12 protein-coding genes and 6 pseudogenes are annotated in these 21,922 nt (G+C 58.5%); 14 read left to right on the top strand and 4 right to left on the bottom strand.

The window, feature by feature from the left end:
* Positions 1-143 precede the first annotated feature (143 nt).
* Entirely contained in the window at positions 144-1,169 is a 1,026-nt protein-coding gene (locus RX331_RS26470) for an IS110 family transposase (RefSeq protein ID WP_317252712.1), read from the bottom strand.
* Between the two features lie 301 nt (positions 1,170-1,470).
* On the opposite strand from RX331_RS26470, the pseudogene RX331_RS26465 reads away from it, so the two are divergent.
* The 9 genes and pseudogenes from RX331_RS26465 to RX331_RS26425 all read left to right on the top strand — a co-directional run.
* A pseudogene (locus tag RX331_RS26465) lies at positions 1,471-1,816 on the top strand (phage integrase N-terminal SAM-like domain-containing protein); the annotation flags it as partial.
* Positions 1,817-3,119: 1,303 nt separating this feature from the next.
* Positions 3,120-3,359 carry a hypothetical protein gene (locus RX331_RS26460; protein WP_317252711.1) on the top strand — a complete coding sequence of 80 codons (240 nt, stop codon included), beginning with the start codon at positions 3,120-3,122 and terminating at the stop codon, positions 3,357-3,359.
* 18 nt (positions 3,360-3,377) lie between these two features.
* Entirely contained in the window at positions 3,378-3,806 is a 429-nt protein-coding gene (locus RX331_RS26455; RefSeq protein ID WP_317252710.1) for a hypothetical protein, read from the top strand.
* Positions 3,807-4,533: 727 nt separating this feature from the next.
* Complete coding sequence (locus RX331_RS26450; protein ID WP_317252709.1) at positions 4,534-5,175, top strand: FkbM family methyltransferase; 642 nt, start codon at positions 4,534-4,536, stop codon at positions 5,173-5,175.
* Between the two features lie 8 nt (positions 5,176-5,183).
* Positions 5,184-5,606, top strand: coding sequence for a hypothetical protein (locus RX331_RS26445; RefSeq protein WP_317252708.1), 423 nt, complete (start codon positions 5,184-5,186; stop codon positions 5,604-5,606).
* A 57-nt stretch (positions 5,607-5,663) separates the two neighbouring features.
* On the top strand, positions 5,664-6,728 hold the full coding sequence (locus RX331_RS26440; RefSeq protein ID WP_317252707.1) for a sulfotransferase: 1,065 nt from the start codon (positions 5,664-5,666) through the stop codon (positions 6,726-6,728).
* Positions 6,729-7,049: 321 nt separating this feature from the next.
* A pseudogene (gene cysD / locus RX331_RS26435) lies at positions 7,050-7,950 on the top strand (sulfate adenylyltransferase subunit CysD).
* On the top strand, positions 7,951-9,855 hold the full coding sequence (gene cysN / locus RX331_RS26430) for a sulfate adenylyltransferase subunit CysN (RefSeq protein WP_317252706.1): 1,905 nt from the start codon (positions 7,951-7,953) through the stop codon (positions 9,853-9,855). It begins immediately after the preceding pseudogene.
* A 449-nt stretch (positions 9,856-10,304) separates the two neighbouring features.
* A pseudogene (locus RX331_RS26425) lies at positions 10,305-11,185 on the top strand (IS3 family transposase); the annotation flags it as partial.
* 40 nt (positions 11,186-11,225) lie between these two features.
* On the opposite strand, the gene RX331_RS26420 reads toward RX331_RS26425, so the two are convergent.
* Positions 11,226-12,599: an IS30 family transposase gene (locus RX331_RS26420; RefSeq protein WP_317252705.1), complete on the bottom strand. Its 1,374-nt coding sequence runs from the start codon at positions 12,597-12,599 to the stop codon at positions 11,226-11,228.
* A 43-nt stretch (positions 12,600-12,642) separates the two neighbouring features.
* On the opposite strand from RX331_RS26420, the pseudogene RX331_RS26415 reads away from it, so the two are divergent.
* The 3 genes and pseudogenes from RX331_RS26415 to RX331_RS26405 all read left to right on the top strand — a co-directional run.
* Positions 12,643-12,921 (top strand): annotated as a pseudogene (locus RX331_RS26415) (IS3 family transposase); the annotation flags it as partial.
* Between the two features lie 230 nt (positions 12,922-13,151).
* Positions 13,152-14,438 (top strand): glycoside hydrolase family 28 protein, encoded by a 1,287-nt coding sequence (locus tag RX331_RS26410; RefSeq protein ID WP_317252704.1) that lies wholly within the window; start codon positions 13,152-13,154, stop codon positions 14,436-14,438.
* Between the two features lie 391 nt (positions 14,439-14,829).
* Entirely contained in the window at positions 14,830-15,435 is a 606-nt protein-coding gene (locus RX331_RS26405) for a hypothetical protein (RefSeq protein WP_317252703.1), read from the top strand.
* Positions 15,436-17,230: 1,795 nt separating this feature from the next.
* On the opposite strand, the pseudogene RX331_RS26400 reads toward RX331_RS26405, so the two are convergent.
* Positions 17,231-18,264: pseudogene (locus tag RX331_RS26400) on the bottom strand (IS110 family transposase).
* A 772-nt stretch (positions 18,265-19,036) separates the two neighbouring features.
* Here RX331_RS26400 and RX331_RS26395 point away from each other — a divergent pair.
* Positions 19,037-20,168, top strand: a pseudogene (locus RX331_RS26395) (IS481 family transposase).
* Here the strand turns inward: RX331_RS26395 and RX331_RS26390 are convergent.
* Positions 20,157-21,140 (bottom strand): pectinesterase family protein, encoded by a 984-nt coding sequence (locus RX331_RS26390; RefSeq protein ID WP_317252702.1) that lies wholly within the window; start codon positions 21,138-21,140, stop codon positions 20,157-20,159. The pseudogene RX331_RS26395 and the gene RX331_RS26390 overlap by 12 nt on opposite strands.
* A gap of 466 nt (positions 21,141-21,606) precedes the next feature.
* Here RX331_RS26390 and RX331_RS26385 point away from each other — a divergent pair, with 466 nt between their 5' ends.
* Positions 21,607-21,801 (top strand): 4Fe-4S dicluster domain-containing protein, encoded by a 195-nt coding sequence (locus tag RX331_RS26385; protein ID WP_317252701.1) that lies wholly within the window; start codon positions 21,607-21,609, stop codon positions 21,799-21,801.
* Positions 21,802-21,922 lie beyond the last annotated feature (121 nt).

Raw genomic sequence — 21,922 nt, 5'->3', positions numbered from 1 at the left:
GGCGTTCAAGAGGCGCGGCATCTCGATGTGAAGAGCGCGGTGCGCGTAACGCCCGCGGGGACGACTTCGAGATTGCCAACGCCTTCGTCCCGGCAGGGACGCATGTTCCGCCGAGGGCGGATCTGGAGTTGTTTAAGACTGGTTCATGCGGTGCGCATCTCTGCCTGGAACTCGGTGCCATCGGTCCAGATGGCATGGAGCATGACAGCCATTTTGCGTGCGACGGCAACCTTCGCCTTTTTGGCGCCGATGCGTTTGGCCAGCTTGCTGCCCCAGCGCTTGAGCGCAGAACCTCGTCTGACAACGGTCAGCAGGACGTTCGCGGCTTCGAACAAATAAGTTCGAACCTGATGGTCGCCGCGTTTGGAGATGCGGCCCGTGCGATCGATCTCACCGGATTGATGACGTCTTGGTGTTAGGCCGAGATAGGCGCCAACGTCGGCGGAATGTCTAAAGCGAGTGGGATCATCGATGGTAACGACGAAGGAGAGGGCAGTCAGGGGACCGATACCAGGAACGGTCATCATTCGCCGAACAGTCTGGTCGCCCTTTGCCACTGCCAGGAGTTGTCGATCATATTTTTCGATTTGCTCGGTCAAACAGGACTGGGCAAGGAGCAGCGGCGCGAAAATATCTTGCAAATCCGGTGCTTCAGCGAGCACGGCGTCGACTTTGCGAGCCAGGTTGGTCGAACCGGCCTTGCCGAGCACTATTCCGAGCCCCTTACACAGACCGCGCATCTGGTTGTCGAGATCTCGCCGCAAATTCACCAACTTGGTTCGAGCCGCCAACATCGAACGGGTTTTCCAGCTCTCCGCCCCCTTCACGGCAGCTTCCCGGTACCATCCCATGCGCGCCATTTCGGCCAATCCCTTGGCATCGTTCTGGTCCGATTTGTTGATGCGCATCGATAACGCTGCGTTGGCATGACGCGCATCAAGGCAGATGACGGGAAAGCCTAGCGCCCTGAGCTGGTGCCAAAGCCAATTGGATAGCGAGCCCGTTTCAAAAACGATCCGCTCAGCATTGCCGGCATGCCGCCGCAAGAGCTTAGCGATGGCCTCCGGATCGGTAGGGGCGTTACCTTCGAATGTCACGCCGCCGTTCTCGTCCAAGACGCAACTGCTGGTCTCTTCCATAGAGATGTCCAAACCAACGTACTGCTTCATAGAGCTGCTCCCTTTCGCTATTCCGCGGAGGCAGATCCTATCCAACATCGTGTCTTCGAGAAGCCGTCAGCCGCGATTACGCCATGTGAAGAACTTCCCAAGTCATTGAGTGGGAGTCGATTTTTTGAGCAGAGCGAGGTTTGAGATTGCAGCCTTCTGGGTCTGAAGGCCCGAAAGCTAGCAGTTTCATTTTCAGGATTGAACGAAGCCGCTGGCGCGGCATGTAAGGAGGCCATAGCCGGGATTGCCTCCTATCTGAGAGGATTGCGGGTTTTCGAAGATTTAGACAGGAGGTTTTCCGATGGCTGAGATCAGCCCACTTCGCCGCCGTATGATCAAGGCATGACGGCCCGCAATCTGTCACAGTCGACGCAGCAATCCTACCTCAACGCCGTAGTGAAGTTGAGACAATATTTCGGTCGTTCCCCTGACCGCTTCGAGGTGGAGGATATCCGTGCCTTCCAGGTTCATCTGGTGCGACGGGGATGCCCTGGCCGGCGCTGAACCAGATCGTCTGTGCCCTGCGGTTCTTCTACGGTGTGACGCTTGGTCCTGACACCGTTCCGGAGCGCATCGCCTATGCGCGTAAACCGCGCAAACTGCCGGTGCTGAGTGCCGACGACGTCGTGCGCTTCCTAGAAGCAGTCAGGCTGCGGGCGAGTTAACATTGGCGGCGGCCTCGGGGTGACGTGTGGCCAACCATCGAGCACGTGTCAGAGTTTCTCCGAATAGTCCACCATCTTCGCAGCGGGCGCGCCGACTTGACGCGGAAATCGACCTGGCGATCTCGATTTTGACAAGTGCGACCGCACGATTGCGTGATGGTCTCTAACATCGAACCGCACGAGATGCGAAAGGTTGAAAATAGACGGATTCGGCTGTCTGTTCGATGACACGTTTGTTCGATGCCCGACAGGTCTGGCTAGTGGCCGACAATCACTTGTTAATGTAGTAATGCGCGAAGTATGCGGCAACATCGCTCTGCGACCGACCAGCTGAAAGCAGAGTTCAACAGCTTTCAAGCGGCACATCATTTGCAGGACTATCTTGGGCATGGACACCCCGATGCCCCAACCAGCCCTGGTTGTAGCCCGACGCATTTCTGATCCCCCAGAACGTGCGTCGGGCTTTGTCCTGCTGTTTTGCCAGCTAACAGATTCATGGATCGAATCGCACTAGACGTTCAAGTCAGTGTGTCGCGCGCCAAGGAAAACTGCTCTCGCGGCGCCATGAGGAATTGTCCCCTCCTTGGATAGCCGAGGAGAGAGCGAATGAACCAGGACGAATCACGGAAAGCTCGTCGTGGAGCGATCCACGGGGGCAGGTGATGAAGACGCCGGATGACGGGGCGGACATGTTGCGCCTGAGGGCGTGCGGGTGGGGTCTGAAGCGGATGGCGCGCCAGCTCGGCTGCAGTCATCACACGGTAAAGGACTACGTGGCGGCGGGCGGGGTGAAGCCGTTCAAGTCGCCTGAGCGGGCGAAGCGGCTCGACGGCCTTGAAGGCTGGCTGCGCGAGAAGTTCATTCGGCATCGCGGCAATACGGATGTGGTGCGCCCAGGTCCTGCTGGCCGAGCAAGGAGTGGCAATCAGCCGGCGAACGCTGCAACGCGCCGTGCAGCCCTATCGCCGAGCGCTGAAGGCCGAGCGGGCGAGCGCCCCTTCGGCGCTCACGCGCCCGAAACGTGCAGCGAGGCGCTGGCGACGACGCGGTTCGAGACGCCCCCCGGGGGCGGCAGCTGCAGATCGACGCCGGGGAGCGTCTGGTCGAGATTGGCGGGGTGATGGTCAAAGCATTCCCGTTAGTGGCGACGCTCGGGCATTCGCGACGGCTGCATGTGCGTGTGTTTTCCGGCCGAAAAGCAAGAGCGTGGTTCGCTGGGCTCGAGAGCGCATTCACGACCTTCGGCGGCGTCCGGAGGAAGTGCTGATGGACAATCCACGCACTCGTGGTGCGTCGCGACGCGGTGAGCCGGTCGGTGCAGTTTAACGACAAGCTGATCGCGTTCGCGAAGCATTGGGGCCTCCGTCCTCGCGCCTGCGCGCCGTATCGGGCACGCACGAAGGGCAAGACGGAGAATGGCGTCGGCTATGTGAAGAAGAACGCGATCGCGGGACATTCCTTCGCGAACTGGCAGGCATTCGACGCGCATCTCGCCGAGTGGGCGCGTGAGGAAAACGTGTTTTAGGATGAAGAGGAATGCGTGATGCAGCTGCATCCGCCTTATTCGCAATACGTGAATAACAGCCGGTATTGCCTCCATCTCTGGAAACCGACTAATCAACACCTTCCGACGCCGCCGGCAAGCTTCGTAGGCGTCGTTGGGCTTGGACCATCCGAAGCGGCGATGTTGTTTGCACGGATCAAAGCGCTATCACGACGGACCGGATCAGATAACCGCGTGGTCGCACAACTCCGAGCGGCCGCGGAAACGATCTGTTCCACTTCGCTGAGCACCTCTTTAGCTAAAGCTTGTGACTTACTCATTGCTGTTCAAGCACAAGGTGAGTTGCGCCGTCGGCTTGACGACATGAAAACGAAGATCGGCGTCGTGCGGATAGGGATTCGCACCTATATTGCCGCGCGGCCGGCTTTCTGTTCGAATTTACCGCCAGCAACAGCCTGTGCTTCCTAGCGTCGGAAGATCTGATGGAGGCTTCCTCGAATGTTTGTCCATGACGTCCTCGAAATCAGGCCATGATATAGTTTCGATCTGCATTCCGAACCAGCCAACAAACCGCTTTATAAAGCGGAGCGCCTGAGTCGGAGGAAATAGAAGTACGGTCGTGAGATGAACAGTGTGCATGCCGGATGACCATGCGCGCCGACGAGATCTTCGGGTGTGGGTGGCTCGTCAGGAGAGTCGAGACGCGTCGCAAGTGTCTACGCTACATCGGCGCGCAAATTGCGAAAGCGGATGGGGGCGTACATGCTCTCACGGCCGGTGCGTCGCTCCGCTTTGCCTTGAGTTATCCAGCCATGCTCTTTCCTTAACAGCTGGGCAGTCTGAAATCGCGCAAGTCATGGCCAAGCCGGTCGACACGCATAGAAAAGACTAGCCGGTCCTGCAGCCGCTGTGCTTTGCTGTTTCTACCATCGGGGCGTCTGGACGCGGCGCGTAGCGGGCGGGCAATCACCGAAAGGCGGCGCTCGCCCGGCTTCGATCCATCGAATGGATGCGTTCTATCAAAACAATCGATTTCACCAATTAATGAGAATGGTGATAACCAAGCCTCAGTCGGGAGAAATTGAATCCAGGGACGAAGGCCGATGGAAATACTGCGGTCACATAAGGAAAACCGGCCAAAATCTATTCGGTGGCTGGTGCGAGAGCGTTTTGAACGCACGCGGGAGTCTGCCTCTTGTTAAACATACATGAGCACATCATTTCGCTTATTCAAAAGCCAGATCCTGTTATCTTGGACATCGGCTGCAATGACGGAGCCGACAGCCAACGTTTTCTGTTCCTGTGTCCAAAGGCGCAGCTCTATTGCTTTGAACCGGACCCTCGAGCGGCTGCGCGCTTCAAGAAGAACATGAATGTTGGCCCCGAAAAGGTCAAGCTATTCGAGTTCGCGGTTAGTGACCGAAACGGCAGGATCGAATTCCACCCAAGCAATGGAGATGGAGAGGCGAAAGCATGGGACCTCTCTGGCTCGATACGCCGACCCAAAAACCATCTCACCGAATATGACTGGGTTCGGTTCGACCGCCCCATTTCAGTTGAAACTCGAAGGCTGGATGATTGGTGCAGCGAAGCGAAGCTGAACCAGATCGATTTGATCTGGATGGATGTGCAGGGAGCCGAGGCAGATGTCATCGCTGGTGGCAGACAGACCTTGAGCAATACGCGCTTCATCTACACGGAATACAGCGACAAAGAGCTCTACGAGGGTCAGCTCTCCCTAGAAGCTATTCTTGATCTTTTACCTTCATTCGAATTGGTGAACATATATCCCCGCGAAGTGGAGGGTGACGTATTGCTTAGGAACACGACCCTTTAGAACAAGCCATGCCGGCTGCCGCAGGTTTCCCCATCCGCTATTGGAGAATCCATAACCGCCTGATTGAGGACGATCGCGTAGAGCAGGCATTGAAGAAGCCGAGAGAGGCTCGCAAAGCTCTGGTTGTCCTTGCAATCCCGCAGGAAAGCGTCCTGCGAGGTCGAGCAGAGGAATTGGTCGCACGTAAAGGACTGATTCAACTAGGTGAGCTTAAGCGGCCGCCGCATCGCTCGCGTTCAAAAGCGATCAGCAGATCGCGGTTTGATCTCGCAGCGCATGATCGGCCGAGAGGTGACGGAGATGAAGTGATGACGCTCGCCACTCCTGGTTCGCTGGATCGCCGCGCGACGATAAAGGCGCTGCTCGCCGACCGCGGTGATTTGCTTGTTGTGAGCGGTCTCGGCTCTCACGGCTGCCGTTATTTCTTTTAACCGGATGAGCACTGTGGGGCGGCCGCTCGCATTATCCAACCATAAGGGCGTGGAGCCATGAGCCAGGATATCAAACAATTGCCTACGGTCTGTTTTCTCCTCGGCCTTCCTCGGTCGGGGACGACGCTGCTGGCGCATTTGCTCCAGCAGCATCCAGATATTGCGGCGCCGCCTGAGCCCTGGCTGATGCTGGCACTTGAGGCATTTGGCAGAGTGGACCACCGTCATCCAGCGGGGGCGCCACTGATTCATCTTGCAACCTCCGAATTCTTGGGCCGAATAGATCGTAATATCGCAAGCCGCGCTTTTGCCGATGCGGCTTACGGCCAGTATTTGGCGGCTGCGGGCAAGCGTACCTTCGTAGACAAGACCCCACGCAATTGGTTGGTACTCGAGTTTTTGGATTCCCTGTATCCAGAAGCGCCACGAATCCTTCTAATGCGTAATCCTTACGCTATTGCTGCATCGTTGAAATCGACGTGGGGTATTTCGCTTCTGTCGGCAGGCCGCCCGTCCGACATAGCTGCTTGTCTCGCCGGCCTTGTGCTGGACCAGCCTGTGCCCGGCATCGCATCTTCTCTCGCCGATATCGTTCTGGGCCTGCCTACGCTTGCCGCGCATCGCGGTCGTCGTCAGACGCAAGTCGTGCAATACGAAGTCCTGGTGGCGCGCCCCGACGAGGAAATTCGGCGCGTGATCGCTGGCCTCGGCTATGGGTCCACGGCCATCGCATCGGCAACGGTGGAGCAAGCGGACTATCTCCGCTCCAGTACTTTTGGGGATCGAAAGATCCTAGAGAAAAAGACAATCGATGAGCGCTCAGTCCAAGCGTGGCAATCCGAACTCAGCATCGAAGAGATGCAAGTAGTGACCGATCTAGTCGGGGCCGACCTGTTGAAGGAGCTGGGGTATGAGCAGGACCTTCGGTACGCACAGCAAGCCGGTGTCGTGGATAAGGGCCGGGAGGTGACTGAAGGGTATCGGCAGTTATTTAGCACCTGCAAGGATTTGCTGGGCGGCAGGGGAGGAGCATTGTTCGGCATCTCCGCTCAACCGAGCGAGCTGAACAGCATTGTTCGGCAGCTGGAGAGCAGTCCCCGTTGGCTGCCGACCCCTCCATAATTCAGGAGGCGCAACATCTAGCCGAGCCCAAGAGGGAAGAGAATTTGCGGCTGGCGAATTCGACTATGGCGCAGTTGCAGCAGGCGTTCACGGCGCGGTCATAGCAAGACGTGCGAGACCGATGTCTACCCGCGGCTCGCGCCAACGAGAGATTAGGTTACGGCGCCGGCGACGCGGTGCTTCTAGCCGCCGGCGCACCGCTACCTACCTTGAGGGCTGCCTCATGCGCTGTGCAGGCGAGATTATCGAAGCGGCGACTTTGTCCTGTCGGGAACGACCCAGATGCTCAAGATGAACGCACAAGGCGCCACTAAACCAAACATGCTTCCGCGGCATCTACGGCGGCTGGAGGCTGAGTCCATCGAGATCATGCGCGACGTCGTTGCCGAATTTAGCAAGCCAGTAATGCTCTATTCGGTCGGCAAGGATTCGAGCGTCATGCTGCACCTTGCGCTGAAGGCCTTCTATCCGGCAAAGGTCCCGTTCCCACTGTTGCATGTCGATACCACCTGGAAGTTTCGCGAGATGATCAGCTTCCGCGACGAGACGGCCAAGCGGCTCGGCATCAACCTGATCGTGCATATAAATCAGGATGGGATCGAGCGCGGCATTAACCCGATCGATTCCGGATCGACGCTGCACACGCAGGTGATGAAGACCGATGCGCTCAAGCAGGCCCTCGACCGCTACGGCTTTGATGCGGCGTTCGGGGGCGCTCGGCCTGATGAGGAAAAGAGCCGGGGGCCAAGGAGCGCATCTTCTCCTTCCGTTCGCCCGGACATGTCTGGGACCCGCGCAGCAGAGGCCGGAGCTGTGGAATCTCTTCAACACCTGGATCCGGAACGGCGAGACGATGCGCGTGTTTGCCATGTCGAATTGGACGGAACTCGACGTCTGGGAATACATCATGCTGGAGAAAATTCCGGTCGTTCCGCTTTATTTCGCGAAAAAGCGGCCGGTCGTCCAGCGCAACGGCACGCTGATTATGGTCGATGACGAGCGCCTCCGCTTGGCTCCGAACGAGACCCCCGAGCTCAAGATGATACGTTTCCGCACGCTTGGTTGCTATCCGCTGAGCGGTGCCATCGAATCTGACGCTGCCACCATCGAAGACATCGTCGCGGAAATGCAGATTGCGAAGATGTCCGAGCGGGAAGGGCGGTTGATCGATACCGATGAAGCGGCGTCGATGGAGAAAAAGAAGCGTGAAGGCTATTTTTGAATGGATACTGATGCATTTGGACGTTCTACCTCCACCGACAGCAAGGATCAGCTGCGCTTCATCACCTGCGGCTCCGTCGACGATGGAAAGTCGACGCTGATCGGCCGCCTTCTGCTCGACAGCAAGAAGATTTATGAGGATCAGCTGCAGGCGCTTGCGCGCGACAGCGTCAAGCACGGCACAACCGGAGATGTTATCGACTTTGCCCTGCTGGTCGACGGACTTGAGGCCGAACGCGAACAGGGAATCACCATCGATGTCGCCTATCGCTTCTTCACCACGCCGCGGCGATCGTTCATGGTGGCCGATACGCCCGGCCACGAACAATATACGCGCAACATGGCGACCGGCGCGTCCAGTGCCCAGCTGGCGGTCATCCTGATCGATGCGCGCAAGGTCGTTCTGGTGCAGACCAAGCGCCACTCCTTCATTTGCTCGCTCTTGGGCATCCGACACGTGGTCGTAGCCGTGAACAAGATCGATCTGGTCGATTACCGCAAGGAGGTGTTTGATCGCATCGTGGGCGACTATGTCGCATTCGCTTCCAAGCTCGGGTTCACGTCGATCGCGGCTATCCCCATCTCGGCACGATACGGCGAAAACATCATCAACCGGTCCGGCAATACTGATTGGTATCGCGGCTCTTGCCTCTTGGAGTATCTCGAAGGCATCGAAATGCAGTCCGAGACGGCTGGCCGGCCCTTCCGTTTCCCGGTGCAATGGGTGAACCGGCCGAACTTGGATTTCCGCGGCTACGCTGGAACCGTCATCTCCGGCAGCATTGCGGTTGGCGATGAAGTCATCGTTGCGGCATCGTGTCGCAATTCGCGCGTCAAGCAGATCGTGACGTATGATGGCGAACTTGCGCGTGCCGAAGCCGGCGATGCGGTAACCATTACGCTGGCTGACGAGATCGACGTCGGCCGCGGCGATATCCTCGTCAAGCCCACGGAACGACCCGAGGTCGCTGATCAGTTTGCCGCCCACGTGATCTGGATGGATCAGGAGGCCGTGGTTCCGGGCCGGTCCTATGCCTTTCGGATCGGCGCGCAATCGATCGCTTCCGGCAGCATCACTGCGATCAAATACAAGATCGATGTCAACACCGGCGAGCACCTAGCAGCCCGAACTTTGAGCCTCAATGAAATCGGCTTCTGCAATATTGCAATCGCGCTGCCGGCAGCCTTTGATGCCTATGAGGCGAACCGGCGCACCGGTTCCTTCATCGTGATCGATCGCTACGCCAACCGGACCGTCGGCGCTGGAATGATTGTCTTCGCCTTAGGGCGCGCCACCAACGTAGGCTCGCAACCGCTCTCGCTCGGCAAGAAGGAGCGCGCCGCTCTCAAGCACCAAAGACCCTGCATCATCTGGTTCACCGGACTTTCCGGCGCAGGCAAGTCGACCATCGCCAACCTCGTCGACCAGAGGCTGTTTGCGATGTCGCATCACACCATGCTCCTGGACGGCGACAATCTCAGGCACGGTCTCAATCGAGACCTTGGCTTTACCGAAGCCGATCGGGTGGAGAACATCCGCCGCGCGGGCGAGGTCGCCAAACTGATGGTCGACAGCGGCCTGATCGTGATCTGCTCCTTCATTTCTCCCTACAAGGCCGAGCGGGACATGGTACGCGATTTCGTTAGCGACGGCGAATTCATCGAGGTCTTTGTCGATACGCCGATCGACGAATGCGTGCGGCGCGATCCGAAGGGCCTCTACTACAAGGCGAAATCAGGCAAGATCAAGAATTTCACTGGCATCGATGCGCCATACGAACCACCGAGCTCGCCGGAGGTCCATCTGAAGACGCCGGACCAGCAGCCGGAGCAGTTGGCTGATACGGTGCTAAATTGCTTGATCACACGAGGGATCATCGCGCCGACTAATCGGGCAGAGAATTAGCTGGTTCAGCTGCCGGAGTCGTTTGCTGTTTGATCGACCTTCTCAGCCACAGTCAAACCATCGGCACCACCACCGTGTTGCGGAAAAATGTTTGCTACACTCTTCCTCCGCGAGGGCACAGAATTTGAGCGACGGGCTGAAGGGCCGGAGATTGTTGATCCGTGGCCTTCAACCTTCCTTGATCGGGCCGTCGGCTTGAGAACCGCCCAGGACTGCTCGCCACCCTTTGGGCGGAGCCGCGCGCTCTTCTTTGGCGGCGCATTTTGAAGGAGAGGGTGTCCGCGCTCGCGTTGGCATCGAGCTTGGTGCCACCCATATAGACGAAACCCGTGGTCATGAGATGAGGAGGCCAGCACCGAGCCCACTCCATGAATTTGAACTCGTCGTTTGAGCTGCTGCCGGTTTGATGGACACCGAGATTAGGTGTTTCATGAAGCCGGAGGTGGGCGATGAAGAGACGGAAGTTCAGTCGCGAGTTCAAGATCGAGGCGGTCAAGCTGGTTAGGGAGCGTGGGGTGTCGGTGGCGCAGGCCGGGCGCGACCTGGATGTTCATGAGAACGTTCTGCGCAAATGGGTGAAAGAGTTCGGCTCCGATCCGGTGCAGGCCTTTCCCGGCCACGGGCAGATGAAGCCGGAGCAGCAGGAGATCGAGCGGTTGCGCCGTGAGGTCGCCAGGTTGAAGGCCGAGCGGGATATCCTAAAAAAGGCCGCAGCCTTCTTCGCGAAGGAAGCGACATGAAGTTCGTCTTCATCGCGAAGCACCGGGCGATCTGGCCGGTGGCATGGCTATGCGATGCGCTGGGGGTGTCGCGGTCGGGCTTCCATGCCTGGCTGAATCGCTCGCCCAGCGCCAGATCCCGCAGCGACGAAGAGCTCGGCGGCAAGGTGAAGGCCAGCTTCATGGCGAGCGACCGCACCTATGGTGCGCGCCGGGTGTGGCGTGATCTGCTCGCCGATGGGGCGGACTGTGGCCTGCACCAAATCGAACGGCTGATGCGCCTGCAAGGCTTGCGGGCGCGGCCGCGACGCCGGCGCTTGCCGAAGGACAGCGGCGATCGACAGCTCGAGACCGTGCCGGCGAACCTCCTTGACCGGCAGTTCGCCGCCGAGCGGCCGAACCAGAAGTGGATCGCCGACTTTACGTATCTCTGGACGGCCGAGGGCTGGCTCTACGTCGCAGCGGTGATCGACCTGTTCTCACGCCGGGTGGTGGGTTGGTCGATGAGCGCCGCCATGACAGCTCAGTTGGTAACCGATGCCCTGCTGATGGCCGTCTGGCGACGCGGCAAGCCGGACACCCTGTTGCACCACTCCGACCAGGGCAGTCAGGGCGGATTCAAACGGTCGTCGCAACACCAGTTGTTTCCACTCATGACAGCAACTCGTCAAGCGCCTCCGCCGGCGTTTTCCAGCCCAGTGCCTTTCTCGGTCGGGCATTGAGGGCCGCTGCCACGGCGTATATCTCGTCGGCGCTGTGGATGGTCAGGTCTGTGCCTTTCGGGAAGTACTGCCGCAGCAACCCGTTGGTGTTCTCGTTAGTGCCGCGCTGCCAAGGGCTTTGCGGGTCGCAGAAGTAGACCTGGATACCCGCATCGATCTTGAGACGATCGTGCTGAGCCATTTCGGCTCCCTGATCCCAGGTCAGCGAACGACGCAATTCTTCGGGCAAGGTGATGATGGTGCGCGTGATCGCGTCGCGCACGGCTTCGGCCCCGTGTCCCGCGAGCGCAGGCCCGTTCTTCGCGCGCGGAGCTTCGCCATGCCCCGCCAACCGGGGAAGGTGCAACAGCATCGTGAAGCGCGTCGTGCGCTCGACCAGCGTGCCGATTGCGGAACTGCCAAGACCGAGGATAAGGTCTCCCTCCCAATGTCCCGGCACCGCTCGATCGGCCGCTTCAGCAGGGCGCTCACTAATCATGATCTCCGGCGAGACAAAGCCCTTGCCTCGCCTGCGTACGCGCGCCCTGGGCATCCGTAACACACGCCCTGTTCGCAAGTAGGCGGTCAGTTCGCGGCGCAACGCCCCACGGCCTTGGACGAAGAGTGCTTGATAGATGGCTTCGTGGCTGATGCGCATCGTCTTGTCGTCCGGGAAGTCGATCGGCAAGCGTCGGGCAATCTGCTCAGGGCTCCAGGCCTTGGCCCATCGCCGATCCTTGCGCGGGCCATGCCGGCGGCCCTTCCACGGAACGGCGGGACCAGGAACGGGAGCGCCGCTCGGGGCCACGACGACACCGGCAAGTCGCTCTTCCACATAAGTGCGCAAGGTGACGTTGAGCGCAAGCTTGGTCGGTTTGGGGCGACGGGCCGATCGATCTGCATGCCACTGGGCAGTCGTCGCCCGATACTCCAACCCGCCGCTGCGGGTGGCCGCATTGCGCCGCAGTTCGCGGGAGATTGTCGAGGCAGCCCGCCCGAGGCAGCGCCCAATCTCCTGTATGGAATGGCCCTGCACCTTGAGAAGTGCGATCTCCTCGCGCTCTACCAATGACAGGTACCGGCCAGAGAGCGGCTTTGCCGAAAATCTGAACATCGCTGGTGGCATGCCGCCCGCCTTTCGGAACAATCTGGTTCCGACAGGTTGTGACATTCCAGCTTCGAGCGCAGCATCCTCGCTGCTTAGCCCCGTGGCGATCGCTCGCCAGAATCTATTTTGTTCATCGCGCCCTGCAACAGGCGGCCGTCCTGGCGATGGCAATGGCGCTCGTCCTGACCGTGCTGATCGCCGCTTTCGAATGTTCATCGCAACCTCCAACTTCAGAGTGTTGCGACGACCGTTTGAATCCGCCCAGTACACCAGTGAGCAGTTCCAGCGCTTGATGGCCGATCACGGCATTCTCTGCAGCATGAGCCGTTCCGGCAACGTCTGGGACAACGCAGCGATGGAGAGCTTCTTCTCGTCGCTCAAGACCGAACGGACCGCCAACAAGATCTACCGAACCAGAGACGAGGCACGCGCCGATGTGTTCGACTATATCGAAAGATTTTACAACACGATCCGCAGGCACTCGACCATCGGGTATCTCAGCCCGGTTGAGTTCGAGCGCAAGGTGGGATTAGCTTAACCCGGTGTCCATCAAACCGGCAGCAGCTCAGTTTTCTTGGGAGCTCTTGAAGAGGCCGGCTTGGCCGACGAAGGGCTCGCGCGCAGCTATAGCGGCGCCGGACTGGGGTTCGCATAAGCCCAGGTCGCCAGCCGAGACAGATCCACTCCATGCGCCGCCAGCAACTCGTGCGGAGTTGCTCCATAAACCGGAAAGTCCTTATATCGAAGTCGCTACAAACGAAGGTGTTCATGACAAATGTTTTCCGCTACTGGATCGTGCTTCCCATGGTTGTCGTCATGGCTCTTCGTGCCGGCGAGGCCTATGCGAGAGACCGCCGCACGGTCGCCGAACCTGTTGCGCCGGGCTCTGTCTGCGCCCGCCTGGCGCCCTCTCGCAAGGATGATACGGCTAGGCTGCAAGACGCCATTGCACATTGCCCTGCTGGCGCAGCGGTCTATTTGGCGGGTGGGGCATTCCTGTCAGGTCCCCTCGAGATGAGATCCGGCGTAACGCTCTGGATCGAGCGCGGTGCAACGCTTTTTGCCCTCGCCGACCCGGCTGCCTATGACAAGGGCGTGGGACGCTGTGGTCGTATCGATGGGAAGGGCGACGGATGCCGCCCCTTCATCAGCTTTTCCAAAACGCGCGGCGGCGGTATCTATGGTGGCGGCATTATCGATGGCCAGGGCGGCACGCCCATGGTCGGCAGCGTCGAAACTTGGTGGCAGTTGGCCCGGCGCGCGCAGACCGAGGGAGGCAACCAGAACGTCCCCCGCCTGGTCCAGATCGATCATGCCGAGGACATTACCTTTCACGGCATCACGTTGCGCAATGCGCCCAATTTCCACGTGGCGATGAATCGGGTCGAAGGTGCCACCTTTTGGGCCATCACCATCGATGCACCAGCCGACGCGCGCAACACCGACGGCATCGACCCAGGCGCCAGTCAGGATGTGACCATCACCCGCAGCTTTATCCGCACCGGAGACGATAATGTGGCAATCAAGGCCGGCAACAATGGTCCCACTCGCCACATCTCCATCATCGATAACTATTTCGGCTGGGGCCATGGCATGTCGATCGGCAGCGAGGTGAACTCGGGTGTCAGCGACATACTGGTGCGCGGGCTGACCCTGGACGGCACGACGTCGGGCTTGCGCATCAAGAGCGATGTCAGCCGGGGCGGTGTCGTGGAGCGGGTGACCTATGAGAATGTGTACCTGCGGGGCAATCGATGGCCGATCAATTTCGATGCTCGCTACGATCCCCACGCGCACGGCAGCAGCATTCCAGTCTATCGCGAGATCGTTCTGCGGCATGTGCGTGGAGGGGAGGGGGCGCTGGTAATGCGTGGGCTGGATCGGGACCATGTCCTAGGGATTACACTGGATGACGTGCGATTTGCCGATAGCGCGACCTGGCAGGTAGAAAATGCAGATACGACAGCTTCCGGAGTTTGGCCGCCTTTTCCGGGTCGCGCTGAGGTACCGGCGTGTCGTCCATGGGAGGGGTGTGCAAGCAGCCCTAGCCGGTAAGCAGAACCACAACGATTGGGAGCCGAATCCCGCATGAAGGCCGTCGTGACAACTTCAGAACCATGCCCGGCGAGCCCGGAAGATTTGCTCGCCGGCTGAAACGGGCCAGCCCCGGATGGCTCTGCTTCGAGAGCGCACTTTCCGTGTTTCGAGGCGACCAAGACGGAATGAGCTACGAACAAAAAGCTTGAACCGTACGTAGCGTCAGGTTGTAGAACAGAAATTCGATGGGGCTACCTAGCAACGGTCAACTAGCTATGAGGGCGCGTACGCGATCAAACCGGCATTAGGAGCAGGTAACCGGAAGTTGACCGCGACCGCCCTGCAGAGCTGAAACATGCGATAAAATACGTTCAAACCCACGTTAGTGCAGCTGGCGTAGTATCACAGAATGGGTAAGTACACGCACTTTAGGAGCTTCATCGCCGTAGGCCGTTGCTCTCAAAAGATCGGACGGGACTATTACTGCTCAGGAGTTTTCCAGTCGCGCGACAGCGGCGCGATGGAGCGCCACAGCTTCCGTTGCATGCTGATCGCTCTGGGCGGTGAGAGCGAGAGTATCGTTGTGGTTCGTGAGAGCCATTGTGTTCGTGGCTGGATCGATCGGATTGCAATTCATAAGGGCAACCACGAAGCTTTGAGGAAGGCGGATAGCATCGCCGCACTGCGGCAGGACTATCGCATTATTAATTTGAGCGACCGGTCTGAGAAGGTGGGCCATGAAGCGAATAAAGCGTGGAGGCCTAACTTTTTACCTGGTCGCATCAAGTACATCCGCAACCAACGATTTCGGTTTCCCAACTACAGTGAACCCATCACCGCTGTGCGTAGCCGAACCTTCTGCAGTTGCCCGGCAAGGCGAATTCGCCGGGGGCATGGATCCATCAATTGGACCAATGTCGCGACATGGCTCGGCGTCATCGTTTTTAGTCTCGCCGCATGGTCGGCCATCATCTTTCTCACCCTTTCATCAGCAAGTCTGCTGTTCCAACGATGAACCGAATGGGCCAGCTGACGCATCGGATCGTCCCAATTCGCTCGTCAGTTTTCAAATCGCGTTGGTTGCAAGATACAATAGGTTTTGCTCGCCGCACCTCAATGAGACTTCGAGATGGATGCGCAGTCGATTGCAGAGCAATGCCTTGGTATTTTGAGCCAAGAACGGATCGGCATTGATTTTGCGACCAAGTTGCCCTTCTCCGTATGATGGGCGCGGGCTAAACGCACATGCACCCCCCGTGTCGGTAGGCAATACAGCTTGGCAAGTCTAGAGCAGGGGTCGAGCGAAGAGCTGCGCCCCGGAGCTGCGTGTTTAGGGCGATTGTGAGCACGGATTGCCGTTGTGATGACATGACATCGCGCACTGTCGACGCTTGCTAGGAACCAAGCTAACAGATATTGAGCGCCGATTTGTCGAAAGACGTCTCTCCGAGGAGCAATCGAACTTTGAGCGAACAGTTCAGCCTCGCTGACATGTATGCCGGAGGATGGTGCAACGTGAGGTTGATGATTCGGTCGGACTCCGCGGCTGACGCTCGGCACTGTGTTTTGCACTGCTATGCGAAGACCTCCTTCCCAATGGTGGGTTAAGATACGTCCATGCTCGGCCAGCCTTTCGATCCCAGATCGCGTAGCTAACGCACGCCTAGAAGGATTTAGCTGCGCCCTCGCTCGACCCCGGTCGAAGAGTCCCGGTCAAACGAGCTCACACTGCGGCTATTTGATTTCCCTGGCTGGCTCCTTCGGCCGATTTTGCTGCGAACCGATGATCATTGGGACAAGCATGGCCCAGAACCGAGAGGACAGCGTGATCCTATTCATGGTCAGCGTCCTTCCGCGACTTCCTACGTACTCATAACCTACGTTCGCGATGAGCCCGAGAGGTCGAAAAACCGCTGTTTAAGTTGGTACGGTCAGCGCGGAATTCGCAGTGCAGTGCCACGTAGTAGAAATGCGCAGTAGACAGCCGCTGTCTGAGCCTGGCGAGATCACGGTGGCTGCCGGACCCGGCACGAGTAGCCATCTCGCGTTCGAGGAATCGAATAGCCGCATCGAACCGTGAGACCGCGAGCCTTGGCGCATTCTCGCGCCCCTCCTTCCGCGTGCGGCGCCCAGCAGCACAGCAGCAATCCGCTGGCAATGTTTTGCCCGGCGCGCGCACTTAGCCCAGCCGCATCATCGCATTCGTCGGCGCATGGGTGTTGAAGCGTCATCAGCATAAGGTCATCGGCAAGCAAATCGATCGTGGGCTGCCGTCTCGCGGACAGACTAGGCAACTCCATGATTAGACGGATGCGAGCGAGGAGTGCATCGAAAGGCCGCCCCATCTGACCTGGGGAAGTCCTAACTGCTCGTCAGAGACTGACGCGTAGGTGTCGTCTATACGAGCTCCCAACTTTGGTTCGATGTTGCGCTCGCCGTTCATGTAGCGGCGAAATGTGCGCTCGTCGTTGTCACAGCAAAAGATGGCGCGGTCTTAAGCGCCCATTTCTCGCATGGACTTGAGTTTGTCTTGTCGGGTAGGCAATTTGAATAACTCGAACACGTGCAACCTCTTGTCTGATTGCGGTTGCCGGCACAAGCCTTCAGCTTCCTACTGACAGCCTGCGAGGCTCGCTCTTGTCTACGAGGTCGACGTTCATAGCCGCCTCAGGATGGTAGTCCGAAGATCGGGAGCTGCTATCTATTAGGCGCGTATTGCAGGCTACAGAGGTTGCAGCGCAGTCACCCCGACCTCGTCCTCGCAGGACGTCGTTCCGCCTTTTCGGCGGATCCGCTGAATTGCTAATTGATCATGCGATCGCCTCCTCCCGGGTCCATCGGAACTCGCTTCCATCTGCCCAGATCCGATGCATCACGATCGCTAATTTTCGTGCGACCGCTACGACTGCGCGGCGAAGACCGCGTCGCTTGGCCACGTTTACACCCCAGGCTTTCAACGCAGACCAACGCTGGGTACGGGTTAGAAGTGCAAGCGCTGCCTGATAAAGTGTGGTCCTGAGCATCACATCTCCGCATCTCGAAATCGCACCATTCCGATCGGTTTCCCCAGATGCATATTTGCGTGGCGTGAGGGCGAGATGCGCGCCAACGTCGCGGGAACGTTGAAAGCGATCTGGGTCATCAATGGTTGTTAGAAAAGTGATTGCCGTCAGTGCACCCACGCCTGGTATCGTCATGAGACGCTGACACGTCGGTTCGCGGCGCACTATTTCAAGTACCATCTTGTGTAGGACGCCGTACTGTTCACGCAGCGCGGCTCGAGCCACAAGCATTGGACGTAGCATCACCGCGAGCCGTGGATGGCCATCAGTGAGTTCATTGGTTTGCTGCTCAAACGTCGCTTGAGATATGCGGCCAGACAGCTTTAAGCCGAAGATACGTAAGACGCCCCGAATTTCGTTCTCGATATCGATCTGCTTGATCAAAAGCGTCTTGCGATTATTCAGGAGCATTCGTAGCTCCTGGCTCACATCACCCTTGATATGAACAACGGTGTACCAGCCAACCCGCATTACCTGTGCAATGGCGCGAGCGTCGTTCCGATCGGTCTTAACGGGCATTGTCTTGGTCACCCCACGCAGCCTTCGGGGATCGATGCAGACTGCGTGTAGACCGGCAGCACGTAATTCGCTGTACAGCCAACGAGCGAGACCACCAATCTCAATCCCGATCTTAGTGATGTGCAATCCGCTTTCGTTGAGCCAGGCGACAATAGCCTCCGGCTCAGAAAGTGCTTTGCCTTCGCGAATGACGACGCCATTCTCGTCTACAACACAGATAGCCGTCTCCTTAGGGAAACATCCGGACCAACATAGTGCTTCATATTCGCGCTCCTGCTGCCGCCGGCTCACCGGCTTCCCTTCCAGGCTGAGCCCTTCGAGCAGCAACCGCAGTCACCCCATCTATCCTGCATCAGGTGCTCCATTCCGCCACCGGATATATGGCTCCGATCGAGGTGGAGCTAAAGCCGCTTAAATCCCGTCCGCTTTTTCCTGGGAGATCACTCCCGCGGGCCAGAGAGCCACATGTGTTGAACCGACCTTCGTCGCCGATATCGAGCATGCGATGTCACCTCAGAAGCTCTCTTAAGGGCGAGTTCGTTCAAAGGAAAGTAGTGACACAAAGGCTCTTGCTGAGGCGCGAATCAGCTTGTTGCTGCGTTTGACCAGCAGATCGCGAAAACACGGATTTCGTGAAGGCAAGCAGTTCTGGGTCGATGGCTCTGAAAATCCACCGAATGGAAGGGTAGATTGCATCGCGCTTATTCCGCATTATTTATGTCCCCTTTGCTACGTTCTCTCCGCCAAGTTTGATAATGCTGCAGTTTTAGCAAACTGGCAGCGGCCACGGTTGCGGACTCGCCAGGAACCTCCTAGCCTCAAACGAGGCCGCTCGCGAGGCCGTCGATCGATTCGCAGATCGCGTTGAAGCCTTGGCTTCGTCTCGCATTAACACTGCTTCCATGTAGAAGGTTCGACTTAATCTTACAGCATGGCTGAACTGGCGGGGATTGGAGCTGCGGGCGAGCAGGAGCGCTCACCCCGAAAGGGCGCTCCCGCGCAGCCCGCAGCGTCTTGCACAGGAGAGACGCCACCATGCCGCAAGAGCAGAAGGTTATTCGCGCAAAGGTCGGAATGCTGGAACTGGCCAAGCAGCTCGGCAATATCAGCCAGGCCGCCGGATGATGGGCTATAGCCGCGACAGCTTCTACCGATTCAAGGAGCTGTACGACAAAGGTGGCGAGCTGGCGCTGATCGAGATCAGCCGCAAGAAGCCGATCCTGAAGAACCGCGTCGCGCCCGAGATCGAGCCGGCGGTCGTCGAGCTGGCGATCGAGCAGCCGGCCTGGGGTCAGGTGCGGGTCAGCAATGAACTCCGGAGCCGGGGCCTGTCGATCTCACCGTTCGGCGCGCGGGCGGTGTGGCTGCGTCACGACCTCGCCAACGTCAAGAAACGGCTGAAGGCGCTGGAGGCCAAGATGGCCCAGGACGGCCTGGTACTGACCGAGGCGCAGCTCTCGCGTTGGAAAAGGCCAGGTCCGAGAAGGAGGCGAATGGCGAGTTCGAGAGCGCGTGCCCCGGCTACTGAGGCGCCCAGGACACCTTCTATGTCGGCAATATGAAGGGGGTCGGGCGCATATATCAGCAGATCTTCATCGACACCTACAGCAAGGTGGCATTCGCCAAGCTGTATGACCGCAAAACGCCGATCACGACGGCGGAGCTGTTGAACGACCACGTCGTGCCGTTCTTCGACAGGCATGGCATCCCGCTGAGCCAGATCCTGACTGACCGCGGCACCGAGTATTGCGGCAACCCGGAGCATCACGAGTACGAGCTGTACCTTGCCGTCGAGGACATCGATCACACCCGCACGAAAACCAAGAGCCCGCAGGCCAACCGGATTTGCGAGCGCTTCCATCGCACCGTGCTCGAGGAGTTCTACCGCGTCGCGTTCCGCAAGATGCTCTATCCGAGCATCGTCTCGCTGTAGGGTGATCTCGATGAATGGGTCACCGCCTATAATGAAACGCGCCCACATCAGGGCCGCTGGTGCTACGGCAAGACGCCGATGCAGACGTTGCTTGACGCGCGCCCCTTGGGGAGGGTGTGGGGAAGAGCCGCCCACCGGAAATCCAGCCGAGTGCGAGTCCCCGTCAGCGTGCAAGAAAGTGCGGCTCCGAGAGGTGCAAAACCAGAAAGTTGCGCTGATTTCCTATCGGGATGATTGGTTTGGCAGCCAATCCGTATCACTCGCGAAGAACTCCTTGCGCGACCATTGCGTGGCTTCGCTCTTGGTGAGCTGATGGGAGTAGGGCTCTCGGACTTTAGGATTGGCGCCGATGCCGGTGGATTTGTATTCCGCATAATAGGCCGTCTTCAGTGTGTCGGTTTTGCCGGGAGTCCATTCGCGCCAACCTTCCGCGATAACCGGCGCATTCATCTTCGTGAACAAGAAAACTACCGTAGCGTAAGGGCGCCAAGCCCGGCCAAGGGCAATGTCCCGCGCGGGATCGGCGGTGAGGGTGCAATGATCGAATACATAGGCACTGTCTTCGTCGGGCGATCCTTTGCTCTGTGCGGTATACACAACCGCCTGATTGGCGATGCCGTGTAACTCACAGTGCTGGAAGTAGGCCTTGGCGTTGCCGAATATGAAATCGACATGTCCCTCGATGTAGCAGTCGGAGAAGTATTGCCGCGACATTCGGCCGTTCGGCCCCTTATTTGCAAATAGTGTGTCCTGTGCCCCGAGCAGTCGGACGCGGGTGATAACGTCCTTATCGCCAGTGATGGAAAGCGCCACCGCCTGCGAAGGCAAATTCTCCGGATGCTGGGAGTAGTCGTTTTGAACGGTCAAATTGTCGAGCCGGAAGTCGTCGCCTGATGCGTCCAGCGTCGCCGAATGAGAGGTTCCACCCACATTGATCGCCCCGTCGCCGTAGACAACAATCGTGTCAGCCGGCTTCTTGCCCATGCCCCTAATATGAACACCAGGTTTGATGACTTTGACCTTCTCGCGATAGGTGCCCGGCGCGATCAGAATATCGCCGCCTTGCGTCGGTAATGCGTCTATGGCCTCCTGCACCGACTGATAAGCCTTCTTATCGGAGTGCGAGACCAAAAGTGGCTCAGCGTATGCTCCAGACAGACGGAAGCATCCGGCCAGCACGGCAGCGGAAATCGTGAAAATTCGCATAATGGCCTCACTCTGAGTAGAGCTAGCTGCGGATTTTATGCGATACGTGCCCAGAATGGTACTCTGAGCGTGGTGCTCGTCTGAACCCACCGGTCAAAGCGGCGTCCGCTATCAAATTCGAATTTTTTTCTATAGAGGCACGTTCACGCCTAACCCGCACATGGAAGCTCGTCCTACAACGCCTTCATGCGCTTCGTCTCCTAGATCTCTATCCTCCAGAGTTAGCCTTAAGTATGGCCGCCCTGCCGCGGTTGCTTCCGGAGCGATCGGCAACCGCAACGCCCAGCTCTGCTCCTTCAAGCTCCCCATGATCTGCTCTTCCGAAGGGCGGATGCACGCTGACTGTCGAAGTCGCGACATGCCGCCGCGAAACGGAAAATCTTCAAGATAGATCAGCATCCAGCGGCTTGGCACGCCTCTTGAAAGGGAAGAAGCCGTTCGGTTCGCCTGTACAAGGAATGCAGTGATGGCTTACAAGATTATCGCCTCCCAGTGCACCGTCTGTGGCGCATGTGAGTTCGAATGTCCCAATGCCGCAATCACGCTCAAGAACGACACGTACATGATCGATGCGAAGAAGTGCACCGAATGTGATGAGCATTTCGACACGCCGCAATGCGCTGCCGTCTGTCCGATATCCGATACCTGCGTGCCGGCATAGAGGGGGATTCCGATGAGCTCGTGCCACGATTGACACTTCAGCCTTCCTGATCGGGTGCCTGATTGGCCTAGTGGCCGGCCCCGAGCGGCGGGTAGAGTAAGTGGAGGGGCTGTGGCAAAGC

It is taken from the genome of Bradyrhizobium sp. BWA-3-5 (assembly GCF_032917985.1).
Classification (GTDB): Bacteria; Pseudomonadota; Alphaproteobacteria; order Rhizobiales; family Xanthobacteraceae; genus Bradyrhizobium.
Note: the sequence above shows the minus strand (reverse complement) of the source record. Positions and strands in the feature narration are given on the sequence as shown.